Source organism: Micromonospora sp. NPDC049679 (assembly GCF_040659735.1).
Classification (GTDB): Bacteria; Actinomycetota; Actinomycetes; order Mycobacteriales; family Micromonosporaceae; genus Micromonospora_I.
The window spans coordinates 129,766-148,649 of record NZ_JBFANZ010000009.1 but is presented as its reverse complement, the minus strand read 5'-3'; the positions used below and the strand labels follow the sequence as shown (position 1 = coordinate 148,649).

Sequence of the window (18,884 nt, the reverse complement as noted above, 5' to 3'; positions counted from 1 at the left end):
CACTCTGTTGTGTCTTGTTGTTTTCTTTCCCGGGGGGGGGGGGCCCGGGGGGGGGGGGGGGGGCCCCCCCCCCCCCCCCGCGCCGGAGAGCTGGTTGCTCATCGCTGTTACTTGATCTGTCCGGCGATGGTCTTGCCGGCCGCGGTGACCGTGGTCGTCACGTCGGCACCACCGACGATGGCGGCCTCGGCCTTGCCGAACGGGTCCCAGATGGCGGCCATCGCCGGAATCGCCGGCAGGACCTGGCCGTTCTTACCGGCCTCCTGGAACTTGGCCAGGTCGGCGTCGCTCCCCTTGACCTGGTCGAGCGCCGCGGTCAGCGCCGGCGGGCGCGGCTCGGCGTTGTAGAGCGCCACGGCCAGCTCGGGCTTCGTGGTGTAGTTCGCCACGAACTCCTGCGCCAGCGCCTTGTTCTTGCCCTTGGCCGCGACGTAGAACGCCTGCACCCCGACGAACGGCTGCGCTTCCTTGCCGCCGGCGAAGCCGGGGACCGGCGAGATGTCGTAGGAGATTCCGGCCTTCTTGGCGTCCGCGACCGCCCACGGCCCGGAGACCAGGTAGGCGCACTTCTTGCTGGTGAAGGTCGCGATCGAGTTGGTGTCGCTGATCGAGCGCTTCAGCGCCCCGGATCCCTTCTCACCGAGCGTCTTGATCTTCTCGAAAGCCGCGATCGACTCGGGCTTGCCGACGCCGAGCTGCTTCGGGTCATAGTCGCCGTTGGCGGTGGTGCCGAAGAGCGATCCACCGGCCGAGGTGTAGAGCGGGTAGAGGTGGTACGCGTCGCCGTTCTGCCCCACCTGCAGGCAGAGGATCTCGCTCGCCTTCTTCTCGGCCTGCAGCTTCTTGCCCGACGCGACAAGCTCCTCGATGGTCTTCGGCGCGGCCGGGGCGAGCTGGGTGTTCCGGATCAGGGCGATGTTCTCCATCGCGTACGGCACCCCGTAGAGCTGGCCGTTGAACGTGGTGGCCTTGACGGCGACCTCGTTGAACGCGCCCTTCTGACCGTCGGCGAGTTGCACCGGGTCGATCGCGCCGTTCTGCACCAGGTTGCCGATCCAGTCGTGCGCCCCGACGACCACGTCCGGGCCGCTGCCCTGCTGCGAGGCGGTGACGAAGTTGGTCTGCAGGTCCTTGGAGACGGCGTTGACCTCGACGGTGACCCCGTTCTCCTGGCCGAACTTGTCGGCGAAGGCCTTCAGCGCGGCGGTCCGCTTGTCGTCGGCCCAGATCACCAGCTTGCCGCCGTTGCCCTTAAGGGCGGCGGAGTCGGAGGCGGCCGGCTTGTCGTCGCCGCAGCCGGAGGCGGCGAGGGCGAGGGCGAAGACGGCGACCACACCCGCGGTACGGATGCGCATCGGAACTCCTGTCGATCATGGCCGCGCGCCGCGAGGCGGACCGGCCAGGTGGGGATCTTCGTAAGGTGTGTCAACCGGCGCGTGGGCGCCGCTCCTGTCGCGTGTTGCCGGGACGTTAGCAAGACGTTGCAGGTAATGGAAGAGCTTGCAGGCCAGCCCGCAAGATCTTGCTTGTAGGCTAAAGTGCCGCCATGCGCGCACGACTGTCCGACATCGCCCAGCAGGCCGAAGTGAGCGAGGCGACGGTGTCGCGCGTCCTCAACGACCGGCCCGGCGTCTCACCCGAGACCCGGCAGGCCGTGCTGACCGCGCTCGACGTGCTCGGCTACGAGCGTCCCGCGCGGCTGCGCAAGCGCAGCGCCGGTCTGGTCGGTCTCGTCGTGCCGGAGCTGGAGAACCCGATATTCCCGGCCTTCGCGCAGATCATCGAATCGAGCCTCGCCCAGTCCGGCTACACCCCGGTGCTCTGCACCCAGACGCCCGGCGGCGTCACCGAGGACGAGTACGTCGAGATGCTCCTCGACCGCCAGGTCTCCGGCATCGTCTTCGTGTCGGGCCTGCACGCCGACACCGCGGCCGACCATGACCGCTACCGCAAGCTGATCGGCCGCCCGCTCCCGATCGTCCTCGTCAACGGGTTCGCCAAGGACGTCGAGGCGCCCTTCGTCTCCTGCGACGACCGGGTCGCCGGCGAACTCGCCGTCTCGCATCTGGTAGCTCTCGGCCACCGTCGGATCGGGCTGATCACCGGGCCCGACCGGTTCATCCCGGTGCGCCGCAAGCTCGCCGGCTACCGGGCCGCGATGACCCGCCTGGTCGGGTCCACCGAGCCCGAACTCGACGAGCTCACCTCGCTGTCGTTCTTCGGCGTCGAGGGGGGCGAGGCGGCGGCCGGCCGGCTGATCGACCGCGGCGTCACCGGGTTGGTCTGCGGCTCGGACCTGATGGCGCTCGGCGCGATCCGGGCCGGACGTCAGCGCGGCCTGTCGGTGCCCGGGGATCTCTCCGTGGTGGGCTACGACGACTCGCCGCTGATCGCGTTCACCGACCCGCCGCTGACCACCGTGCGCCAGCCGGTCCGGGCGATGGCGGTCGCGGCCGTCCGCGCGCTCGTCGATGAGATCAACGGGCACGCCGCGCCGCATTCCGAATATGTGTTCCGTCCCGAACTGGTGGTCCGCGGATCGACCGGGATCGCACCCGCGCCGCGCGGTCTCGCCGAAGCGCTGCCCACGCAACGGCCGTGACCGCCGTTTCTTGCGCAAGCTTTGCTTGACTCTTTCAGACGTGCGCCGGCATCCTTCTGCTTAACGCATGACCACTCGACGTATGACCGCGCGCCAGATCATGAACGGGGAGCCCGTGACGACCTTCGCCGCCACACCGACGACGACCGACGACGACTGGTGGCGCTCGGCGGTCGTCTACCAGGTCTACGTGCGCAGCTTCGCGGACGGCAACGGCGACGGCATCGGCGACCTGCCGGGCGTCCGGCAGCGCCTGCCCTACCTGCGGGAACTTGGGGTGGACGCGCTCTGGCTCACCCCGTTCTACCGCTCCCCCATGATCGATGGCGGCTACGACGTCTCGGACTACCGCGACGTCGATCCGATGTTCGGCACGCTCGCCGACTTCGACGCCATGATCACCGATGCGCACGCCCTGGGCCTGCGGATCATCGTGGACATCGTGCCCAACCACACGTCCAGCGCCCACCCGTGGTTCGTCGCGGCACTGGCCGCCGCCCCGGGATCACCGGAGCGTGACCGCTACCTCTTCCGGGAGGGGCGCGGCGCCGGCGGCGAACTGCCCCCGAACGACTGGGAGTCCATCTTCGGCGGTCCGGCCTGGACCCGTCTCCCCGACGGCGAGTGGTACCTGCACCTCTTCGACCCGTCACAGCCGGATCTCAACTGGCGCCACCCGGAGGTGCGCGCCGAGTTCGAGGACGTGCTCCGCTTCTGGCTCGACCGGGGGGTGGACGGCTTCCGCATCGACGTCGCACACGGGATGATCAAGGAGGAAGGGCTGCCGGACGTCGGCCACAGCTCCGCGACCGGCCGACGCCAGGTCGAGCTGCTCGGTAAGGGGCGGCTCCCCTACTTCGACCAGGACGAGGTGCACGACATCTACCGGGCCTGGCGACCCATCCTCGACAGCTACCCGGGTGGGCGGATGGCGGTCGCCGAGGCGTGGGCGGAGACGCCGCAACGCCTCGCCCGCTACATCGGCCCGGACGAGCTGCACCAGGCCTTCAGCTTCGACTTCCTCGACGCCACCTGGTCGGCGGACTCGTTCCACAAAGTCATCGATACCGCGCTCGCCGAGGCGACGATCGTCGGCGCGCCCACCACCTGGGTTCTCTCCAACCATGACAAGCAGCGGCACGTCACCCGCTACGGCGACGGGCCGGTCGGGCTACGTCGGGCCAGGGCGGCCGCGCTGCTGATGTTCGCGCTGCCCGGCTGCGTCTACCTGTACCAGGGCGAGGAACTGGGGCTGCCGGAGGTGCTGGACCTCCCGGACGAACTGCGCCAGGACCCGGCGTTCCTGCGCACCGGCGAGAGCCGCGACGGCTGCCGGGTGCCGCTGCCGTGGAGCGGCGACCTCCCGCCGTACGGCTTCGGGCCCGACGGTTGCGCGCTCTCCTGGCTGCCGGCGCCGGCGACCTGGGGCGCGCTCTCCGTGGCCGCCCAGGCCGGCGACCCGACCTCCACTCTGGAGCTCTACCGGGCGGCGTTGGGTGTCCGGGCCACCCACTCCGCCCTCGGCGCCGCCGCCGGCGAGGTCGATGGGCCCGAGCTGACCTGGCTCGATGGGGAGCCGGGGGTGCTCGCCTTCGTGCGGCCGGGCTCCGGGTCGTCGACGGGCCTGGTCTGCGCGGTCAACTTCAGCGACGCGCCCGCACCGGTCAGCGGGTATGGCCGGGCGCTCGTCGCCAGCGAACCCCTGATCGAGCGGGGCGGAGAGATTTTTCTGCCGATCGACGCGGCGGCATGGTTCGAACCGCCGATGGCGGGGTAACAGAGGGTCGTCCCTGGTCGTCCGTTGTGCCTCGCGCCGACGGGCGACTGGGCGTCTGGGTGGGAAGTACGACGGCCGGACCCCTTGTGGTGGGGGGAGAAGGTGGTGCCGGGGTCCCCGGGAGACGATCCCGGGGACCCCGGCATCGTCCGTGGTCAACGCGGCTGGGTGAGCTTCTCCGCGATCCGGGCGAGCCCGGCCCGCACCTCGTCCGGGGTCGGCGGGGCGGACGGTTCGAGGTGGACGTGGTCCAGCGTCTCCTCCTCCGGCTCGTCCTCGGCGTAGTCCGGGTAGGCGTCGCCCTCGTCGACCTCCGTGGCTTCCTCCTCCGCCGCCCGCTGCGCCGCGGTGATCTCGCCGCGGATCTCGTCGACCGAGATGTGCGGCAGCAGTGGCTCGACGACGGCCATCAGCTCCTCGTCGGCCACGACCGCCTCCGCGAGCGCCAGCGCGTGCGGCCGCTCGTACGGTCCGCAGACGACCGGCTCCCATTCCTCCTCGTCACTGAGCGGTCCGAACGTGATGATCCACGGCATGCTGAGCACCGGCGAGTCCTCGGCCAGCTCCAGCGTGACTAGTGCCCCCATGTGAATCATCATCGTGGGTCCGCGGTCTGCGCGCGGACATTTATCCCAAATCCCCCGAATTAAGATCATTTTTGGTGGCCCGCGCTACCCGGCCCCGCGCGAGGTCGGTGACCCGCCCGTGGTCGCTGGTCGCCGCAAGGGCCGCGCCGAAGAGCAGCAGCTGATTGAGCAGATAGAGGTAGAGCAGCACGCCCACCGCGCCGGCCACCACGGTGTACGCGGGGTTGCGCTCCACCCGGAGCACGAATCCGCGGCCCAGCGTGTTGAGCAGGGTGATGCCGATGCCCACCCAGAACACCGGCCAGCGCAGTCGGCGCGGCGGCATCCGCAACCGCGGCACCACCACCATCAACGCGGTGGCCAGCAGCATGTTCACCAGGAAGCCCATCAGCCAACTGACGACGGTCAACACGAGCGCGCCCCGCTCACCCAGCGGCGCGCGCAGCAGGGACGTCAGCAGGTCGGTCGTCCCCACCGAGGTGACGATCAGGGTGAGCACCGCGGCGAGCACCACGAGGTCGACCAACCGACGGAACAGCACGTTGCCGGGCTGCTGATCCACCTCATGGATCAATCGCTGCGACGACCGGAGCGCCTCCACCCAACCGATGCCGGTAAAGATCAATCCGATCACGCCGACGACACCGACCGTGCCGCTGCTCTCGCCGATCTCCTGCACCTTGATGAACGGCACGTACCGGTTCACGAAGTCCTGCACCACGGTCTGCAGCGCGGCGTTGCGCTCCAGGACGAACCCGAAGACCGAGTACGCCACCAGGACGAGCGCGAAGATGGCAAAGAACCCGTAGTAGGCGATAGCGGCGGCCAGGCGCCCGCCCATCACCTCGGTGTAACGCTCCTGCGCCCGCCAGAAATGATCGAACGCCGGGGAGCGGTCGCGGGCGCCGACGACCGCGCGATCCCAGGCGGCTTCGATCCGGGCGATGACATTCACGCCGCTATCCTCGCCGATCACGGCGCACGTCGCGCTCAGCGCCGCATCGGAGCGGCCAAACCGGCGCGTCACCCGTCGGTCCGCCGTCGCCGGACGTCACCGCGCCGGCGTCGCCGCCAATGATCGGACGCGCGGTGCCGTCAGCCCCGCAGTGGAAAGTCCCGGTGCGGCTTCCAGCGCCCCTCACCGCTGTGCGAGAAGAGAGTGAACCCGTCCACCTCGAACAGCGCCGAGAAACCCGCCAGATCGTCGTACACCTTGTCGAGCGCTTCCGGTGACACATCCTGGGCCACCGTGACGTGGGGGTGGTACGGGAAACGCGTCTCCCGCCGCAACTCCTCGGCCCCGCCGATCGCCTCGGCGAGCAGCTCGCACTCGCTGATCCCGGCGGCCACCGCCACGAAGACCACGTCGGTGATCGGGCGGAAGGTGCCGGTGCCACGTAGATGCAGCGCGTACGGCGGATGCGCGGCCGCGACCGCCGCCAGGTGCGCCTCGATCGCAGGCAGAGACGCCAACGGAATCTCGGTCGGCCCCAGGAGCGTCAGATGCGCGGGGACGAACTCGGCCATCGGATCACCCGCCTCGGCCCTGCGGCGGGTGAGCACCCCACCCCAGGGCTCCGGGATGTCGATAGCGACCCCGATCCGCGTCGACTCGACGGTGATGGGATCAGGCAACCCGTCCGTGCGAATCACGCTCCGCTCTTTCCGCTCGTACCACCGACCGGCGTTGCCGGAGGATTCCGCCCGCTGCAGTTGCCGCGGCGTCCCCATATTGCCCGGCTATGACGGGAGCGCACCAACTCTGCCGCGCCCGGGTGTGACCACGGTCATCCGTTCCGCGCCGGTGCGACGAAGCCGACCCGGTCGTAGACCGTGCGGAGCGTGGCGGACGCCACGGCACGCGCCTTCTCCGCGCCGATCGCCAGCAGCTTGTCGAGCTGACCGGGGTCGTCGAGGAAAACGCGGGTGCGCTCCTGAATCGGCCGGACGAACTCGACGACGACCTCCGCGAGATCCTTCTTGAGATCACCGTACCCCGCGCCCGCGTACGCCTCGACCAGCTCATCGATGCTTCGGCCGGTCAGCGCGGAGTAGATGGTCAGCAGGTTGCTGACGCCGGGCTTGTTCTCCGGATCAAAGATGATCTCGCGGCCGGTGTCGGTCACCGCGGAACGGATCTTCTTGGCCGACCGCGCCGGGTCGTCCAGCAGCTCGATGATGCCCGCCGGCGACGACGCCGACTTGGACATCTTGCCGGTCGGGTCCTGCAGGTCGGTGATCTTCGCGGTGTCGCGCACGATGTACGGCACCGGCAGCGTGAAGGTCGGCCCGTACAGCGAATTGAAGCGCTGCGCGAGATCACGCGTGAGCTCCAGGTGCTGACGCTGGTCCTCGCCCACCGGCACCGCGTCGGCCTGATAGAGCAGAATGTCGGCGGCCTGCAGGATCGGATAGGTGAAGAGCCCCACCGTGGCCCGCTCGGTCCCCTGCTTGGCGGACTTGTCCTTGAACTGCGTCATCCGGCCGGCCTCGCCGAACCCCGTGATGCAGTTGAGCACCCAGGCCAACTGGGCGTGCTCGGGCACCTGCGACTGCACGAAGAGCGTGCACCGCTCGGGGTCCAGCCCGACCGCGAGCAGTTGCGCGGCGGAGACCCGGGTGCGCCGGCGCAGCAGTTCCGGGTCGCTGCCGGTGGTGATCGCGTGCAGGTCGACCACGCAGTAGAACGCGTCATGCGTCTCCTGCATCGCCACCCAGTTGCGGACCGCGCCGAGATAGTTACCGAGGTGGAAGGAGTCGGCGGTCGGCTGGATGCCGGAAAGCACCCGGGGGCGGGACGCGGGCTCGGACATGTCGTCAATTCTGTCAGCAACGCCGCCGCGCACGGTGACGCCCCCACACCCCCGCACCATCTGGCGGGACGCGGCGGACGCCGCGGAAGCCGGCGGAGCCGGCGCGGCGCAACGTCAGCGCTGGTCCAGGGAGGCCGTGACGCCGCCATCGGAAACCGTCCGCGTCGATGGCAGCACCCCCGCCACCGGCGTGGGTCCCGGCAGCGACAACACCGCGACGCGGGCCACCCGCCGCCCGTCCAGCGCGAGCACCCGCAGCACCCGGTCGCCGCCGACCGGCCGGTCGCCGCCCCGCGCACCCCGGTCCGTCGGGTCACGGCCGGCGGGAACCGCCCCCGCCCCATCGCGACCTGATCCATCGCGACCCGCCCTATCCCGACCCGCCGCGTCGCGACCCCGCACGTCGCGCCCCGCCGCCACGACCGGCAGCGGCACCTCGTCACCCACCACCGGCAGCCGGCCCAGCGCCGCCATCACGAAACCGCCGACCGTCTCGTACGGACCCTGCGGCAACACCAGCCCGGTCCGCTCGGCGAAGTCGGCGAGGTTCAGCCTCCCGTCGAGCTGAGCGGGCATCCCCGCCATCACCGGATCGGGGGCGTCGTACTCGTCGTGGATCTCGCCGACCAACTCCTCGATCAGGTCTTCGAGCGTGACGATCCCCGCGGTGCCCCCGTACTCGTCGACCACCACCGCCAGATGCTGCCGCTCCCGGCGCATCTCGGAGAGCGCCGCCAGCACCCGCTTACTCCCCGGCAACCGCTTCACCTCGCGGGTCAGCTCGCCGATCGTCGTGCGGGCGTCGTCCTCCGGCCGGATCAGCACGTCCCGCAGGTGCACGAAACCGATCACGTCGTCGTGGGTGCCGTCCACGACGGGGTAGCGGGTGTGCGTCTCCGCCCTGACCAGCAGCGCGGCCTCGTCGAGGGTGAGCCGGGCGGCGAGGAACGTGACCTCGGTGCGGGGCATCATCACCTCCCGCACCAGGCTGGCGCCGGCCATCAGCACCTCATCGATGATCCGGCGTTCGACCGGATCGAGCAGCGTGTTGGCGGCGACCAGATCGCGCAGTTCGGACTCGCTGATCCGCTCCCGGCCCGCCGTGGGACTCGCGCCGAGCAGCGCGGTCACCAGTCGGATCGAGGCGTCGGCGGCGCGCACCATCAAACCGGCGAGACCGCGGGCCAACCGACCGGGTTGACGTCGAGGGCGGCCCCGCGGGCGGCGCCCCCGGAGCCCGGCACGGCCGGCACCCTGCATAACCGCCAATGGTAGACAGGCCGGCATCGCGCGGTGATCTGTTCGGCCGGTAGGTCGGCACCCCTGCGCACCGCCTACCCTGTCGGGGACGGGCCTGCCCACGAGGGCCGCCCGGATCGACATACGAGGAGGCCGCACCGTGAAACTGCTGGTCACCGGGGGTGCCGGATATATCGGCAGCGTTGTCACCCGGATGCTGCTCGATGCGGGGCACGAGGTGACCGTCCTCGACGACCTGCGTACCGGGCACGCCGAGGCGCTGGCGCCGGAGGCGACGTTCGTCCGCGCACCCATCCATGACGCGGCGCAGGTGCTGACTCCGCAGGCGGGGTTCGACGGCGTGCTGCACTTCGCCGCCCTCATCGCGGCCGGCGAGTCGATGGTGAAGCCGGAGATGTACTGGCACAACAACACGGTGGGCTCGATCGCCCTCATCGACGCGGTGCGCGCCGCGGGCGTACCCCGCTTCGTCTTCTCCTCCACCGCCGCGGTCTACGGAAACCCGACCGAGCTCCCCATCTCCGAGACCGCGGTGAAGGCTCCGACCAGCACGTACGGCGCGACGAAACTCGCCGTCGACATGGTGCTCACCTCGGAGGCGTTCGCCCACGAGCTGGCCGCGGTCTCGATGCGCTACTTCAACGTGGCCGGCGCCTACCTGCGCCCCGGCGGCGCCTCGCTCGGCGAGCGGCACGACCCGGAGAGCCATCTCATCCCGATCGCCCTGCAGGTCGCGGCCGGGAAGCGGAACAAGCTGCAGCTCTTCGGCGACGACTACCCCACCGCCGACGGCACCTGCGTCCGCGACTACATCCACGTGGAGGACCTGGCCCGGGCCCACCTGCTCGCCCTCGGCGCCGCCCGCCCCGGCGAGCACCGGTTCTACAACCTCGGCAACGGCAACGGCTTCTCCAACCGGGAGGTCGTCGAGGTCGTGCGTGAGGTGACCGGACACCCGGTGCCGGTGGAGATGGCCCCGCGCCGCGAGGGCGATCCGGCAGCGCTGGTCGCCTCGTCCGAGCGGGCCCGCGCGGAATTGGGCTGGGTGCCGGCGAAGCCGACGCTGCAGGACATGGTCAGCGACGCGTGGACCTTCTACCGCGCCCACATCGCCTGACCCACCCCGCCGACGCACGCCCGCCCCGCCCGCCCCCGCGCGTCGATCAAGGACGTATTCACATAGTTTGATCTTTGATCACGTGAATACGTCCTTGATCGGCCGGTGAGTCCTTGATCGAACGGGGCGGGGTCGGCGTGGGGCGTCGGCTAGTTGGCCTCGACGATCATGCCGGCGCCGACCGTGCGGTTGGTGGTCTCGTCGATGAGGATGAAGCCACCGGTGGTGCGGTTACGGCGGTACTCGTCGGCGAGCAGCGGCACGGTGGTGCGGAGTTTGACCCGGCCGATCTCGTTGAGGGTGAGGCCGGTGGCGGAGTCGTCGCGGTGCAGGGTGTTGACGTCGAGCCGGTACTGCAGCCCGCGGACAACCGCCCGCGCCGACCGGGTGGTGTGTTTGATGGCGTACTTGCCGCCGACCTGCAGCGGACGCGTTTCGTCCATCCAGCAGATCATCGCCTCGATGTCCTGAGCCACCGCCGGGGCGTTGTGCGGGCGGCAGATCAGGTCACCGCGGGAGATGTCGATCTCGTCCTCCAGGCGGACGGTGACCGACATGGGTGGGAACGCCTCGGTGACGGGCCCGTCCGCGGTGTCGATGCCGCTGATCCGGCTGGTGAACCCGGAGGGCAGCACCATCACCTCGTCGCCGGGCTTGAGCACGCCGGAGGCGACCTGCCCGGCGTAGCCGCGGTAATCGGTGACGGTCGTCGACTGCGGTCGGATCACGTACTGCACGGGGAACCGCACATCGACGAGATTGCGGTCGGAGGCGATGTGCACGCGTTCCAGGTGGTGCAGCAGCGACGGCCCCTCGTACCAGGGCATGTTCGGCGAGCGGCTGACGATGTTGTCCCCGCGTAGCGCGGAGATCGGCACCACGCTCAGGTCGGGCGCCTCGAGTTTCGCGGCGAACGTCGTGAACTCGTCGGCGATGCGGTCGAAGACGTCCTGCGACCAGTCGACCAGGTCCATCTTGTTGACGCACAACACCAGGTGCGGCACGCGCAGCAGCGAGCAGAGGAACGCGTGGCGGCGGGACTGCTCGACCAGGCCCTTGCGGGCGTCGACCAGGATCAACGCCAGATCCGCGGTCGACGCGCCGGTGACCATGTTGCGGGTGTACTGAATGTGGCCCGGGGTGTCGGCGATGATGAACTTCCGCCGCGGGGTGGCGAAATAGCGGTAGGCCACGTCGATGGTGATGCCCTGTTCGCGCTCCGCGCGCAGCCCATCGGTCAACAACGCCAGGTTCGTGTACTCGTCCCCGCGCGCCGCGGAGACCGCCTCCACCGCCGCCAACTGGTCGGTGAAGAGCGACTTCGTGTCGTACAACAAGCGGCCGATCAACGTCGACTTACCGTCGTCGACGCTGCCGGCGGTGGCGAAACGCAACAGGTCCATCCCCCGCGCCTCCGGCACGGCCGCATCGGTGGGCATCGTGGTGGTCATTAGAAGTAGCCCTCCCGCTTACGGTCTTCCATCGCGGCCTCGCTGACCCGGTCGTCACCGCGGGTCGCGCCCCGCTCGGTGATCCGGGTCGCCGCGACCTCCTCGATCACCTTCTCGACCGTGTCCGCCTCCGAACGCACCGCGGCCGTGCAGGAGGCGTCCCCGACCGTGCGGTACCGCACCCGCTCCTTGACCACGGCCTCGCCGCTGCGCGGCCGGATGAACTCGTTGACGGCGTAGAGCATGCCGTCTCGCTCGATCACCTCACGCTCATGCGCGTAGTAGATCGACGGAAGCCGCAGCCCCTCGCGCGCGATGTAGTGCCAGATGTCGAGCTCGGTCCAGTTGGAGAGCGGGAACACCCGGATCGACTCGCCGGGGTGATGCCGGCCGTTGTACAACGACCACAGCTCCGGACGCTGGTTCTTCGGATCCCACTGCCCGAAATCATCGCGGAAGCTGAACATCCGCTCCTTCGCCCGGGCCTTCTCCTCGTCCCGCCGTGCCCCACCGAAAAGCGCATCGAACCGGTACTTCTCCACCGCCGCCAACAGCACCGGCGTCTGGATCCGGTTACGCATCCCGTCGCCCGACTCCCGCACCAGACCGGCCTCGAGCGCCTCCGGCACGCTCGCCACGACCAGCTGAAGCCCGAGTTCGGCCACCCGCCCGTCGCGGTATTCGAGCACTTCGGGGAAGTTGTGACCGGTGTCGACGTGCATCACCGGAAACGGGATCCGCGCCGGCGCGAACGCCTTCTCGGCCAGCCGGAGCATGACGATCGAGTCCTTGCCGCCGGAAAACAGCAGCACCGGACGCTCAAGCTCCGCCACCACCTCGCGCATGACGAAGACGCTCTCCGCCTCCAGCGCGTCCAGGTGCGAGACGCGGTAGGCCGCCGCCTGGCTCATGCTTCCGCCTCGCTACGGTCGCTCATGAGAATTCCAGACCTTCCCGATAGGTTTAACCCAGTAACGGGCTAGGTTACCCGGATGTGGCGTTGCAGCGCTGCAAGCAGCCGGGGGGCCAGATCCATCCGGCACACCACAAGATCGGGCAGGCGCGGATCGGCCTCGTTGTATTGCAGCGCAGATCCGTCGATTCGGGAAGCGTGCAGTCCCGTGGCCGTCGCCACAGCGACCGGCGCCGCCGAATCCCACTCGTACTGGCCGCCGGCGTGCACGTAGGCGTCGACGTCGCCGCCGATCACCGCCGCGATCTTCGCGCCGGCCGAGCCCATCGGCACCAGTTCGGCGCCAACCTCGTCGGCGAGACCGGCCAGGAACGCGGGGGGCCGGCTACGGCTCGCCGCGAGGCGGATGGCCGCGGCAGCGGGCCGGTCGCCGGCCGTGGTGGCGGCCGTCACCGGCGCGTGGGCGGGCGGATGGTCCGTGGCCAGCACCCGCTGCTGCGCCGGGAGCGCGACCGCGCCGGCGACCAGGCGGTGCGGGGTCGAGGCGTGCCGCGCCCAGAGAGCGACGTGCACCGCCCAGTCCGACCGTCCCTCCTCCGAGAACTCCCGGGTGCCGTCCAGCGGGTCGACGATCCAGACCCGGTCGGCGGTGAGCCGCGACGGCGCCGGTACACCGGACGCCTCCGCCCAGGCACGCCGGGCCTCGTCGTCCTCTTCCGAGAGCACCGCGTCCGCGGGCCGCCACCGGGCGAGCTCCGTACGGATCAGATCGTGCGACACCTTGTCGCCGGCCGCCTTCAGCGCGGCCGGATCGGAATGGCCCAGGTTTCCCCGCACGTCGAGCAGCAACTGCCCGGCGCGCTCCGCCAACCAGCGGGCGAACGCGCCATCAACGACCGGCGCGTTCATCAGTACGCCCCGGACGAACGGGCCACCGCGGCCACGGTCCGCATCATGATCACGAGGTCGAGCGAGAGAGACCAGTTCTCCACATACCGCAGATCCAATCGGACCGCCTCCTCCCACGGCAGGTCTGATCGTCCAGAAACCTGCCACAACCCGGTCATGCCCGGCTTCACCGCCAACCGACGACGGACGTCGTCCGGATACTCTGCCACCTCCTGCGGCAGCGGGGGACGAGGACCTACCAGTCGACATCTGCCCGCGCACCACGTTGAACAGCTGCGGCAGCTCGTCCAGCGAGAGCCGACGCAGCCAGCGGCCGACCACCGTCACCCGCGGATCATCACGGATCTTGAACAGCACACCGTCGTGCTCGTTGCGGTCATCACCAGCGGCTGGTCCCGTCCGGCGCACCGCTCGCCGAGGTCGGCCGTCGGCTGGTTACCGCCCGACAACCGCTGCTCCACCCCGCCTCCCCGTCACGCCCGGACACGACCGACGCGCCGGCGGACCGGCGGACCGGCGCGTCTGTCGATATCAACGCATGACGCGGGCCGGCGACGCGGCGGACGTGAAGCAGACGAACGGACATCAGCCGGTAGAGCGATCGGACAGAAAGATGGCGTCAGGCGCTGTGGTAGGCGTTCTGTGTCCATTCGAGGCCGCGGGTCACGATCGCCTCCACGACATCGGCCGCCCGATCGACGAGGAACTCGAGTTCCTTGCGCTCCGCGGTGGAGAAGTCGGAGAGCACGTAGTCGGCCGGATCCTGCCGCCCCGGCGGCCGTCCGATGCCGAACCGCACCCGCGCGTAGTCCTTCGTCGCCAGCGACTTGGACATCGACCGCAGACCGTTGTGGCCGCCCTCGCCGCCGCCGCGCTTCGCGCGGAGCTGGCCGTAGTCGATGTCGAGCTCGTCGTGAACGGCGATGACCTGCTCGGTGGGGATCTTGTAGAACTGCGCCAGCGCGGCCGCCGGCCCGCCGGAGAGGTTCATGTAGGTGAGCGGCTTGGCGAGGACGAGCTTGGGCCCGCCCATGCCGAGCCGCCCCTCCGCGACCTCGGCCACGGCCCGCCGGTGCCGGCTGAACTTCGCGCCGATCCGGGCCGCGAGCAGCTCCGCGACCATGAAGCCAACATTGTGCCGGTTACGGGCGTACTCCTTGCCCGGATTGCCCAACCCGACCACCAGCCACGGCGCGGTCTCCACGGCACCTCCAGAAACGAGCCAGGCGTCCCGGATGCCGACGAAGCAGCATCGGGGACGCCCGGATCAGTGAACGGGTCAGGCCTGCGCAGCGGCCTCGGCGGCCTCGGCCGCCTCGCCCTCAGTGGCCTCTTCGGCCGGCGTCTCGGTGGCCTCCTCGACCGTGGTCGCGGCGGAGATCACCGCGATGACGGTCTCCGGGTCGGCGGCGAGCTCGACGCCGGCGGGGAGCTTCACGTCGGCGGCGGTCACGTGCGATCCGGCCTCGAGGCCATCGATCGACGCCTCGAGCGACTCGGGCAGCTTGGTCGCGTCGGCGTTGACCGACAGCGTGTCGTTCTCGTGCACGACCAGCGTGTCGCGGGCCGGCTCGCCGACGAGCTGCACCGGAACGTCGACGACGACCTTCTCGCCGCGACGCACGAGGATCAGGTCGACGTGCTCGAAGGTGTCCTTGATCGGGTCACGCTGGATCGCCTTCGGCAGGGCCAGCGCCTGGGTGCCGTCGGTGATCTCGATCGTGAAGAGCTGGTTGGCGCCACCGCGCCGGATCGCGGCGGCGAACTCACGCGCCGGAAGCGCGATGTGCTTGGGCTTCTCGCCGTGGCCATAGAGCACGGCGGGTACGTTGCCGGCCCGACGGGTACGACGGGCACCACCCTTGCCGAACTCGGTGCGGGGCTCGGCGGTGATCTTTACCTCGGACACGGTGAGTACTCCTGGAGTTTCGGCGGCTGCGTCTGCGATGCACATCCGGTTCTGGAACCGGATCGATGTCGGCGGTGCCGGGGCGAGGAGGCGCGCTGGGGCTCTCTCGTTCAAGAGCAGTGCCCGGAGCACCGCGTCGATCACGGTGCCTCCGTGCGGCAGCGCTTCATCAGAAGCAGCCCGCAGGACACCCTCGCCGTGGCAACCGCACTATCCTACCCGAGGGCTCAGCCAGCCCTCGGGGGAGTCCCCACCACCTGGCCCGGGGCGCCCGGCACACGACCGGGCGGCCCGGAGCGAAGGTCAGCTCAATCCACCGAACAGGGTGGTCACCGATCCGTCGTCGAAGACCTCCCGGATGGCCCGGGCGAGCAGCGGTGCGATCGACAGCGCGGTGATCTTGTCCAGCCGCTTCTCCGGCGGCAACGGCAGTGTGTTGGTGACGACGACCTCGCTGATCCGGCTGTTCTTCAGTCGCTCGGTCGCCGGATCGGAGAGGAGGGCGTGCGTCGAGGCCACGATGATATCGGCCGCGCCGGACTCGTGCAGGATCTCGGAAGCCTTCACGATCGTGCCGCCAGTGTCGATCATGTCGTCGACGACGAGGCAGACCCGTCCCTCCACGTCGCCGACCACACGGTTGGCGACCACCTGGTTGGGCTTGAGCGGATCGCGCGTCTTGTGGATGAACGCCAGCGGACACCCACCGAGCCGGTCCGTCCAGCGCTCCGCCACCCGCACCCGGCCCGAGTCGGGCGCCACCACCGTCATCGGGCGGCCCGCGTACTTCCGCTCCACGTAGCCGGCGAGGATGTCCATCGCGAAGAGGTGGTCCACCGGCCCGTCGAAGAAGCCCTGGATCTGCGCCGTGTGCAGATCCACGGTGAGGATCCGGTTGGCCCCCGCGGTGCGGAGCAGGTCGGCCATGAGCCGGGCCGAGATCGGCTCCCGCCCACGGTGCTTCTTGTCCTGCCGCGCGTACGGATAGAACGGCAGCACCACCGTGATCCGCTTCGCCGATCCGCGCTTCAGCGCGTCGATCATGATCAGCGTCTCCATGACCCACTTGTTGACGCCGTGGGTCATGGACTGCACGAGGAACGCGTCGGAGCCGCGGACCGACTCCTTGAACCGGACGAAGATCTCGCCGTTGGCGAACTCGTACGAGTCAGCCGGTGTCGGCGCGATGCCGAGCACCTCACCGATCTCCTGCGCCAGTTCCGGAAAACCTCGTCCGGAGAAGAGCATCAGGCTCTTGCGGTTTTCGGCGACGATGCTGCCCATCGGGACGTTTGCTCCCCGTCAAGTCGGTGGCTGCGGCCGGCGGACCGCAGAACTATGCGGTCCGAGTATCCCTCGCGCTCCCGGCCACGCCACCACCATCCACCCGGTCGTGGACTGCCTCACTCTGGCTTGTGCCCGGGCCCGCCGGTTGAGCGTCGGCCGGCAGCGCCGTGCCGGCCTGGAGCGCCTCTTCCGCGGCCTCGGCGGCGGCCGTGCCCGGGCGACGCTTACCCACCCAGCCCTCGATGTTGCGCTGTTGACCCCGCGCCACACCCAACGCGCCCGGCGGCACGTCGGCGACGATCACCGAACCCGCCGCCGTGTAGGCGCCGTCGCCCACCTCCACCGGCGCGACGAACATGTTGTCCGCCCCGGTCCGGGCGTGGCTGCCGATCACCGTGCGGTGCTTGTGGACCCCGTCGTAGTTGACGAAAACCGTCGCGGCGCCGATGTTGGTCTGCTCGCCGATCGTCGCATCGCCGACGTACGACAGGTGCGGCACCTTCGTGCCCTCGCCGATGTCGGCGTTCTTGGTCTCGACGAACGTGCCGATCTTCGCCCTCCGCGCCAGGCGGGTGCCCGGCCGCAGGTAGGCGTACGGTCCGACGCTCGCCCCCGCCCCGACCTCGGCCCCGGTCGCGTGCGACCGCAGCACGGTGGCCCCGGCACCGACCGTCGTGTCGATGAGCGTGACGTCGGGCCCGACCACCGCCCCGTCGGCCACCACCGTCGCGCCGCGAAGCTGCGTGTTCTGGTCGACCAGCGCGTCGCGGCCCACGGTCACCGTGACGTCGATCCAGGTCGTCGCCGGATCGGCGATCGTCACACCGGTCCGCATCCAGCCCTCGTTGATCCGGTCGCGCAGCCGCCGGCGCAGCCCGGCCAACTCGACCCGGTCGTTGCACCCGAGCGTCTCGGTCGCGTCCGCCGCGACGTGCACGGCCACCGCCTGCCCGTCCGCGGCGAGCAGCCCGAAGACGTCGGTCAGGTATTCCTCGCCCTGGTCGTTGTCGGTCGACAGCTTGCCCAACGCCGCCCGCAGCCGGACCGCGTCGAAGGCGTAGATGCCCGCGTTGATCTCCCGGATCCGGCGCTGCTCGGCGCTCGCGTCCCGCTCCTCGACGATCCGTTCCAGGCCACCGGCCGCGTCACGCACGATCCGCCCCAGTCCGGTCGGATCGGGAACCTCGGCCGCGAGCACGGTCGCCGCCGCCCCCGCCGCGTCATGGGCCTCGACCAGGGCGGCAACGGTTTCCGCACGCAACAACGGCACGTCTCCGTTGAGCACGATCACGGTGCCGCCGGTCTCCGGAGCGGCTTCCAGCGCGATCCGGACGGCGTGTCCGGTGCCGTGCTGCTCGGCCTGCAGGACCGGGGTCGCGCCGGGCGCGATCTCGGAGAGGTGCGCGGTGACCTGGTCGGCGCCGTGACCGACCACGACCAGCGTGCGCTCCGCCTGGACCGGCGCGGCCGCGGCCAGCACATGCCCGACGAGGGTACGACCGAGCAGCGGGTGCAGCACCTTCGGTAATGCCGACTTCATCCGCTTGCCCTCGCCTGCGGCGAGGACGACGACGGTGTGGGGCCGGGCCTGGGTCACGAGGAAAGCTCCCGTCAGAGCGGCTGTCAGTCTGCGGCCTCATGCTAGCCACGTCGGTACCCGCCGCTGTTATCAACCCAATGCAAAGGATCGGGCGTCAAGGAAGAGCTCGGCCGCTAGGACTCGAACCTAGAAAATCGCCTCCAAAGGGCGACGTGTTGCCAATTACACCACGGCCGACCGGTGCCTCGTCAGAGTAACGCCTCGCCCCCGACGGGGCACACCGTGTTCGGCCCTCATGGCGGGCCGAGCGCATCCATCACGCCCTCGATCCAATGGTAGGTGCCGGCGCTGCGCGGCACCTCGACCATGAGACACCGCCGCGATGTCCGGCACCGCCACCCTGCGCGCGGAGCGCGAGCGCCTCGGTCCGCGGCCCGTCTTTGGCGTTGGGCCGTTTGTTCCACTGCGGAGGGGGAATGCCGTGGAGCCATTCGGAGAGCCGGTCCTTGCCCACGTCGAGTCGTTGCCGGATCTCCCGCAGGGACAGCCCCTCGGCGCGCAGTCGCCGGGCCCGGGCGCGTGGATCGGTCACGGTGACAGACATTGGAACGGCCGTACGACGACGGTCGTCGATGCCGCCCGGGGAACTCGCAGCTACCGGCCCATAGAAAACTACGGTCCCGTAGGTTACGGTGACGTAGGCGTAAGTTATCGACCCG

Annotated in this window: 16 protein-coding genes, 1 tRNA gene and 1 pseudogene; 3 read left to right on the top strand and 15 right to left on the bottom strand. The window is 70.0% G+C overall.

Translation table 11 applies throughout. The annotated features are described in order from the left end of the window. Positions 1-107: 107 nt before the first annotated feature. Positions 108-1,355: a maltose ABC transporter substrate-binding protein gene (locus AB0J06_RS08910; protein WP_357426239.1), complete on the bottom strand. Its 1,248-nt coding sequence runs from the start codon at positions 1,353-1,355 to the stop codon at positions 108-110. Between the two features lie 191 nt (positions 1,356-1,546). Between AB0J06_RS08910 and AB0J06_RS08905 the strand changes: the two genes are divergently transcribed. Both AB0J06_RS08905 and AB0J06_RS08900 read left to right on the top strand, forming a co-directional pair. Next, a complete protein-coding gene (locus tag AB0J06_RS08905) occupies positions 1,547-2,602 on the top strand; it encodes a LacI family DNA-binding transcriptional regulator (RefSeq protein ID WP_357426237.1) in 1,056 nt (351 codons plus the stop codon). A 100-nt stretch (positions 2,603-2,702) separates the two neighbouring features. Then, positions 2,703-4,379, top strand: coding sequence for a glycoside hydrolase family 13 protein (locus AB0J06_RS08900; RefSeq protein WP_357426271.1), 1,677 nt, complete (start codon positions 2,703-2,705; stop codon positions 4,377-4,379). Positions 4,380-4,534: 155 nt separating this feature from the next. Here AB0J06_RS08900 and AB0J06_RS08895 read toward each other — a convergent pair whose 3' ends face one another. The 5 genes from AB0J06_RS08895 to AB0J06_RS08875 form a co-directional block, all read right to left on the bottom strand. Next, on the bottom strand, positions 4,535-4,966 hold the full coding sequence (locus AB0J06_RS08895) for a hypothetical protein (protein WP_357426235.1): 432 nt from the start codon (positions 4,964-4,966) through the stop codon (positions 4,535-4,537). Between the two features lie 40 nt (positions 4,967-5,006). After that, complete coding sequence (locus AB0J06_RS08890; RefSeq protein WP_357426233.1) at positions 5,007-5,921, bottom strand: YhjD/YihY/BrkB family envelope integrity protein; 915 nt, start codon at positions 5,919-5,921, stop codon at positions 5,007-5,009. A gap of 140 nt (positions 5,922-6,061) precedes the next feature. After that, the gene (locus AB0J06_RS08885; protein WP_357426231.1) at positions 6,062-6,619 is read right to left on the bottom strand and encodes a 2'-5' RNA ligase family protein; all 558 of its coding nucleotides are present in this window, start codon (positions 6,617-6,619) and stop codon (positions 6,062-6,064) included. 134 nt (positions 6,620-6,753) lie between these two features. Beyond that, positions 6,754-7,779 (bottom strand): tryptophan--tRNA ligase, encoded by a 1,026-nt coding sequence (gene trpS, locus AB0J06_RS08880; protein ID WP_357426229.1) that lies wholly within the window; start codon positions 7,777-7,779, stop codon positions 6,754-6,756. Positions 7,780-7,893: 114 nt separating this feature from the next. Further along, positions 7,894-9,039: a hemolysin family protein gene (locus AB0J06_RS08875; protein WP_357426227.1), complete on the bottom strand. Its 1,146-nt coding sequence runs from the start codon at positions 9,037-9,039 to the stop codon at positions 7,894-7,896. 139 nt (positions 9,040-9,178) lie between these two features. On the opposite strand from AB0J06_RS08875, the gene galE reads away from it, so the two are divergent. After that, entirely contained in the window at positions 9,179-10,156 is a 978-nt protein-coding gene (galE, locus tag AB0J06_RS08870) for a UDP-glucose 4-epimerase GalE (protein ID WP_357426225.1), read from the top strand. Between the two features lie 149 nt (positions 10,157-10,305). On the opposite strand, the gene cysN is transcribed toward galE, so the two are convergent. The 9 genes and pseudogenes from cysN to AB0J06_RS08825 all read right to left on the bottom strand — a co-directional run bounded on the left by cysN (position 10,306) and on the right by AB0J06_RS08825 (position 18,402). Next, positions 10,306-11,607, bottom strand: a complete 1,302-nt coding sequence (gene cysN / locus AB0J06_RS08865) for a sulfate adenylyltransferase subunit CysN (RefSeq protein ID WP_357426223.1) — start codon at positions 11,605-11,607, stop codon at positions 10,306-10,308. Further along, positions 11,607-12,518 carry a sulfate adenylyltransferase subunit CysD gene (cysD, locus tag AB0J06_RS08860; protein WP_357426221.1) on the bottom strand — a complete coding sequence of 304 codons (912 nt, stop codon included), beginning with the start codon at positions 12,516-12,518 and terminating at the stop codon, positions 11,607-11,609. The genes cysN and cysD overlap by 1 nt, the downstream gene beginning before the upstream one ends. Positions 12,519-12,586: 68 nt before the next feature. After that, positions 12,587-13,432, bottom strand: a complete 846-nt coding sequence (locus AB0J06_RS08855; protein WP_357426269.1) for a 3'(2'),5'-bisphosphate nucleotidase CysQ — start codon at positions 13,430-13,432, stop codon at positions 12,587-12,589. Continuing rightward, positions 13,429-13,804 (bottom strand): annotated as a pseudogene (locus tag AB0J06_RS08850) (sugar transferase); the annotation flags it as partial. The gene AB0J06_RS08855 and the pseudogene AB0J06_RS08850, both read right to left, overlap by 4 nt. A 244-nt stretch (positions 13,805-14,048) precedes the next feature. Further along, positions 14,049-14,633, bottom strand: a complete 585-nt coding sequence (pth, locus tag AB0J06_RS08845; RefSeq protein WP_357426219.1) for an aminoacyl-tRNA hydrolase — start codon at positions 14,631-14,633, stop codon at positions 14,049-14,051. Between the two features lie 75 nt (positions 14,634-14,708). Beyond that, positions 14,709-15,338 (bottom strand): 50S ribosomal protein L25/general stress protein Ctc, encoded by a 630-nt coding sequence (locus tag AB0J06_RS08840; RefSeq protein ID WP_357426217.1) that lies wholly within the window; start codon positions 15,336-15,338, stop codon positions 14,709-14,711. Positions 15,339-15,641: 303 nt separating this feature from the next. Next, entirely contained in the window at positions 15,642-16,622 is a 981-nt protein-coding gene (locus AB0J06_RS08835) for a ribose-phosphate diphosphokinase (RefSeq protein ID WP_357426215.1), read from the bottom strand. A gap of 52 nt (positions 16,623-16,674) precedes the next feature. After that, positions 16,675-18,222, bottom strand: a complete 1,548-nt coding sequence (glmU, locus tag AB0J06_RS08830; protein ID WP_357426213.1) for a bifunctional UDP-N-acetylglucosamine diphosphorylase/glucosamine-1-phosphate N-acetyltransferase GlmU — start codon at positions 18,220-18,222, stop codon at positions 16,675-16,677. Between the two features lie 108 nt (positions 18,223-18,330). Continuing rightward, a tRNA-Gln gene (locus tag AB0J06_RS08825) sits at positions 18,331-18,402 on the bottom strand. Positions 18,403-18,884: the final 482 nt, after the last annotated feature.

What these genes read in the sequence shown, in the direction of transcription:
- cysD (WP_357426221.1), bottom strand. Translation starts at nt 12,518, where the DNA reads ATGAGCCAGGCGGCGGCCTACCGCGTCTCGCACCTGGACGCGCTGGAG.
- AB0J06_RS08895 (WP_357426235.1), bottom strand. Translation starts at nt 4,966, where the DNA reads ATGGGGGCACTAGTCACGCTGGAGCTGGCCGAGGACTCGCCGGTGCTC.
- AB0J06_RS08905 (WP_357426237.1), top strand. Translation starts at nt 1,547, where the DNA reads ATGCGCGCACGACTGTCCGACATCGCCCAGCAGGCCGAAGTGAGCGAG.
- AB0J06_RS08835 (WP_357426215.1), bottom strand. Translation starts at nt 16,622, where the DNA reads ATGGGCAGCATCGTCGCCGAAAACCGCAAGAGCCTGATGCTCTTCTCC.
- trpS (WP_357426229.1), bottom strand. Translation starts at nt 7,779, where the DNA reads ATGTCCGAGCCCGCGTCCCGCCCCCGGGTGCTTTCCGGCATCCAGCCG.
- cysN (WP_357426223.1), bottom strand. Translation starts at nt 11,607, where the DNA reads ATGACCACCACGATGCCCACCGATGCGGCCGTGCCGGAGGCGCGGGGG.
- AB0J06_RS08900 (WP_357426271.1), top strand. Translation starts at nt 2,703, where the DNA reads ATGAACGGGGAGCCCGTGACGACCTTCGCCGCCACACCGACGACGACC.
- AB0J06_RS08875 (WP_357426227.1), bottom strand. Translation starts at nt 9,039, where the DNA reads ATGCAGGGTGCCGGCCGTGCCGGGCTCCGGGGGCGCCGCCCGCGGGGC.
- AB0J06_RS08910 (WP_357426239.1), bottom strand. Translation starts at nt 1,355, where the DNA reads ATGCGCATCCGTACCGCGGGTGTGGTCGCCGTCTTCGCCCTCGCCCTC.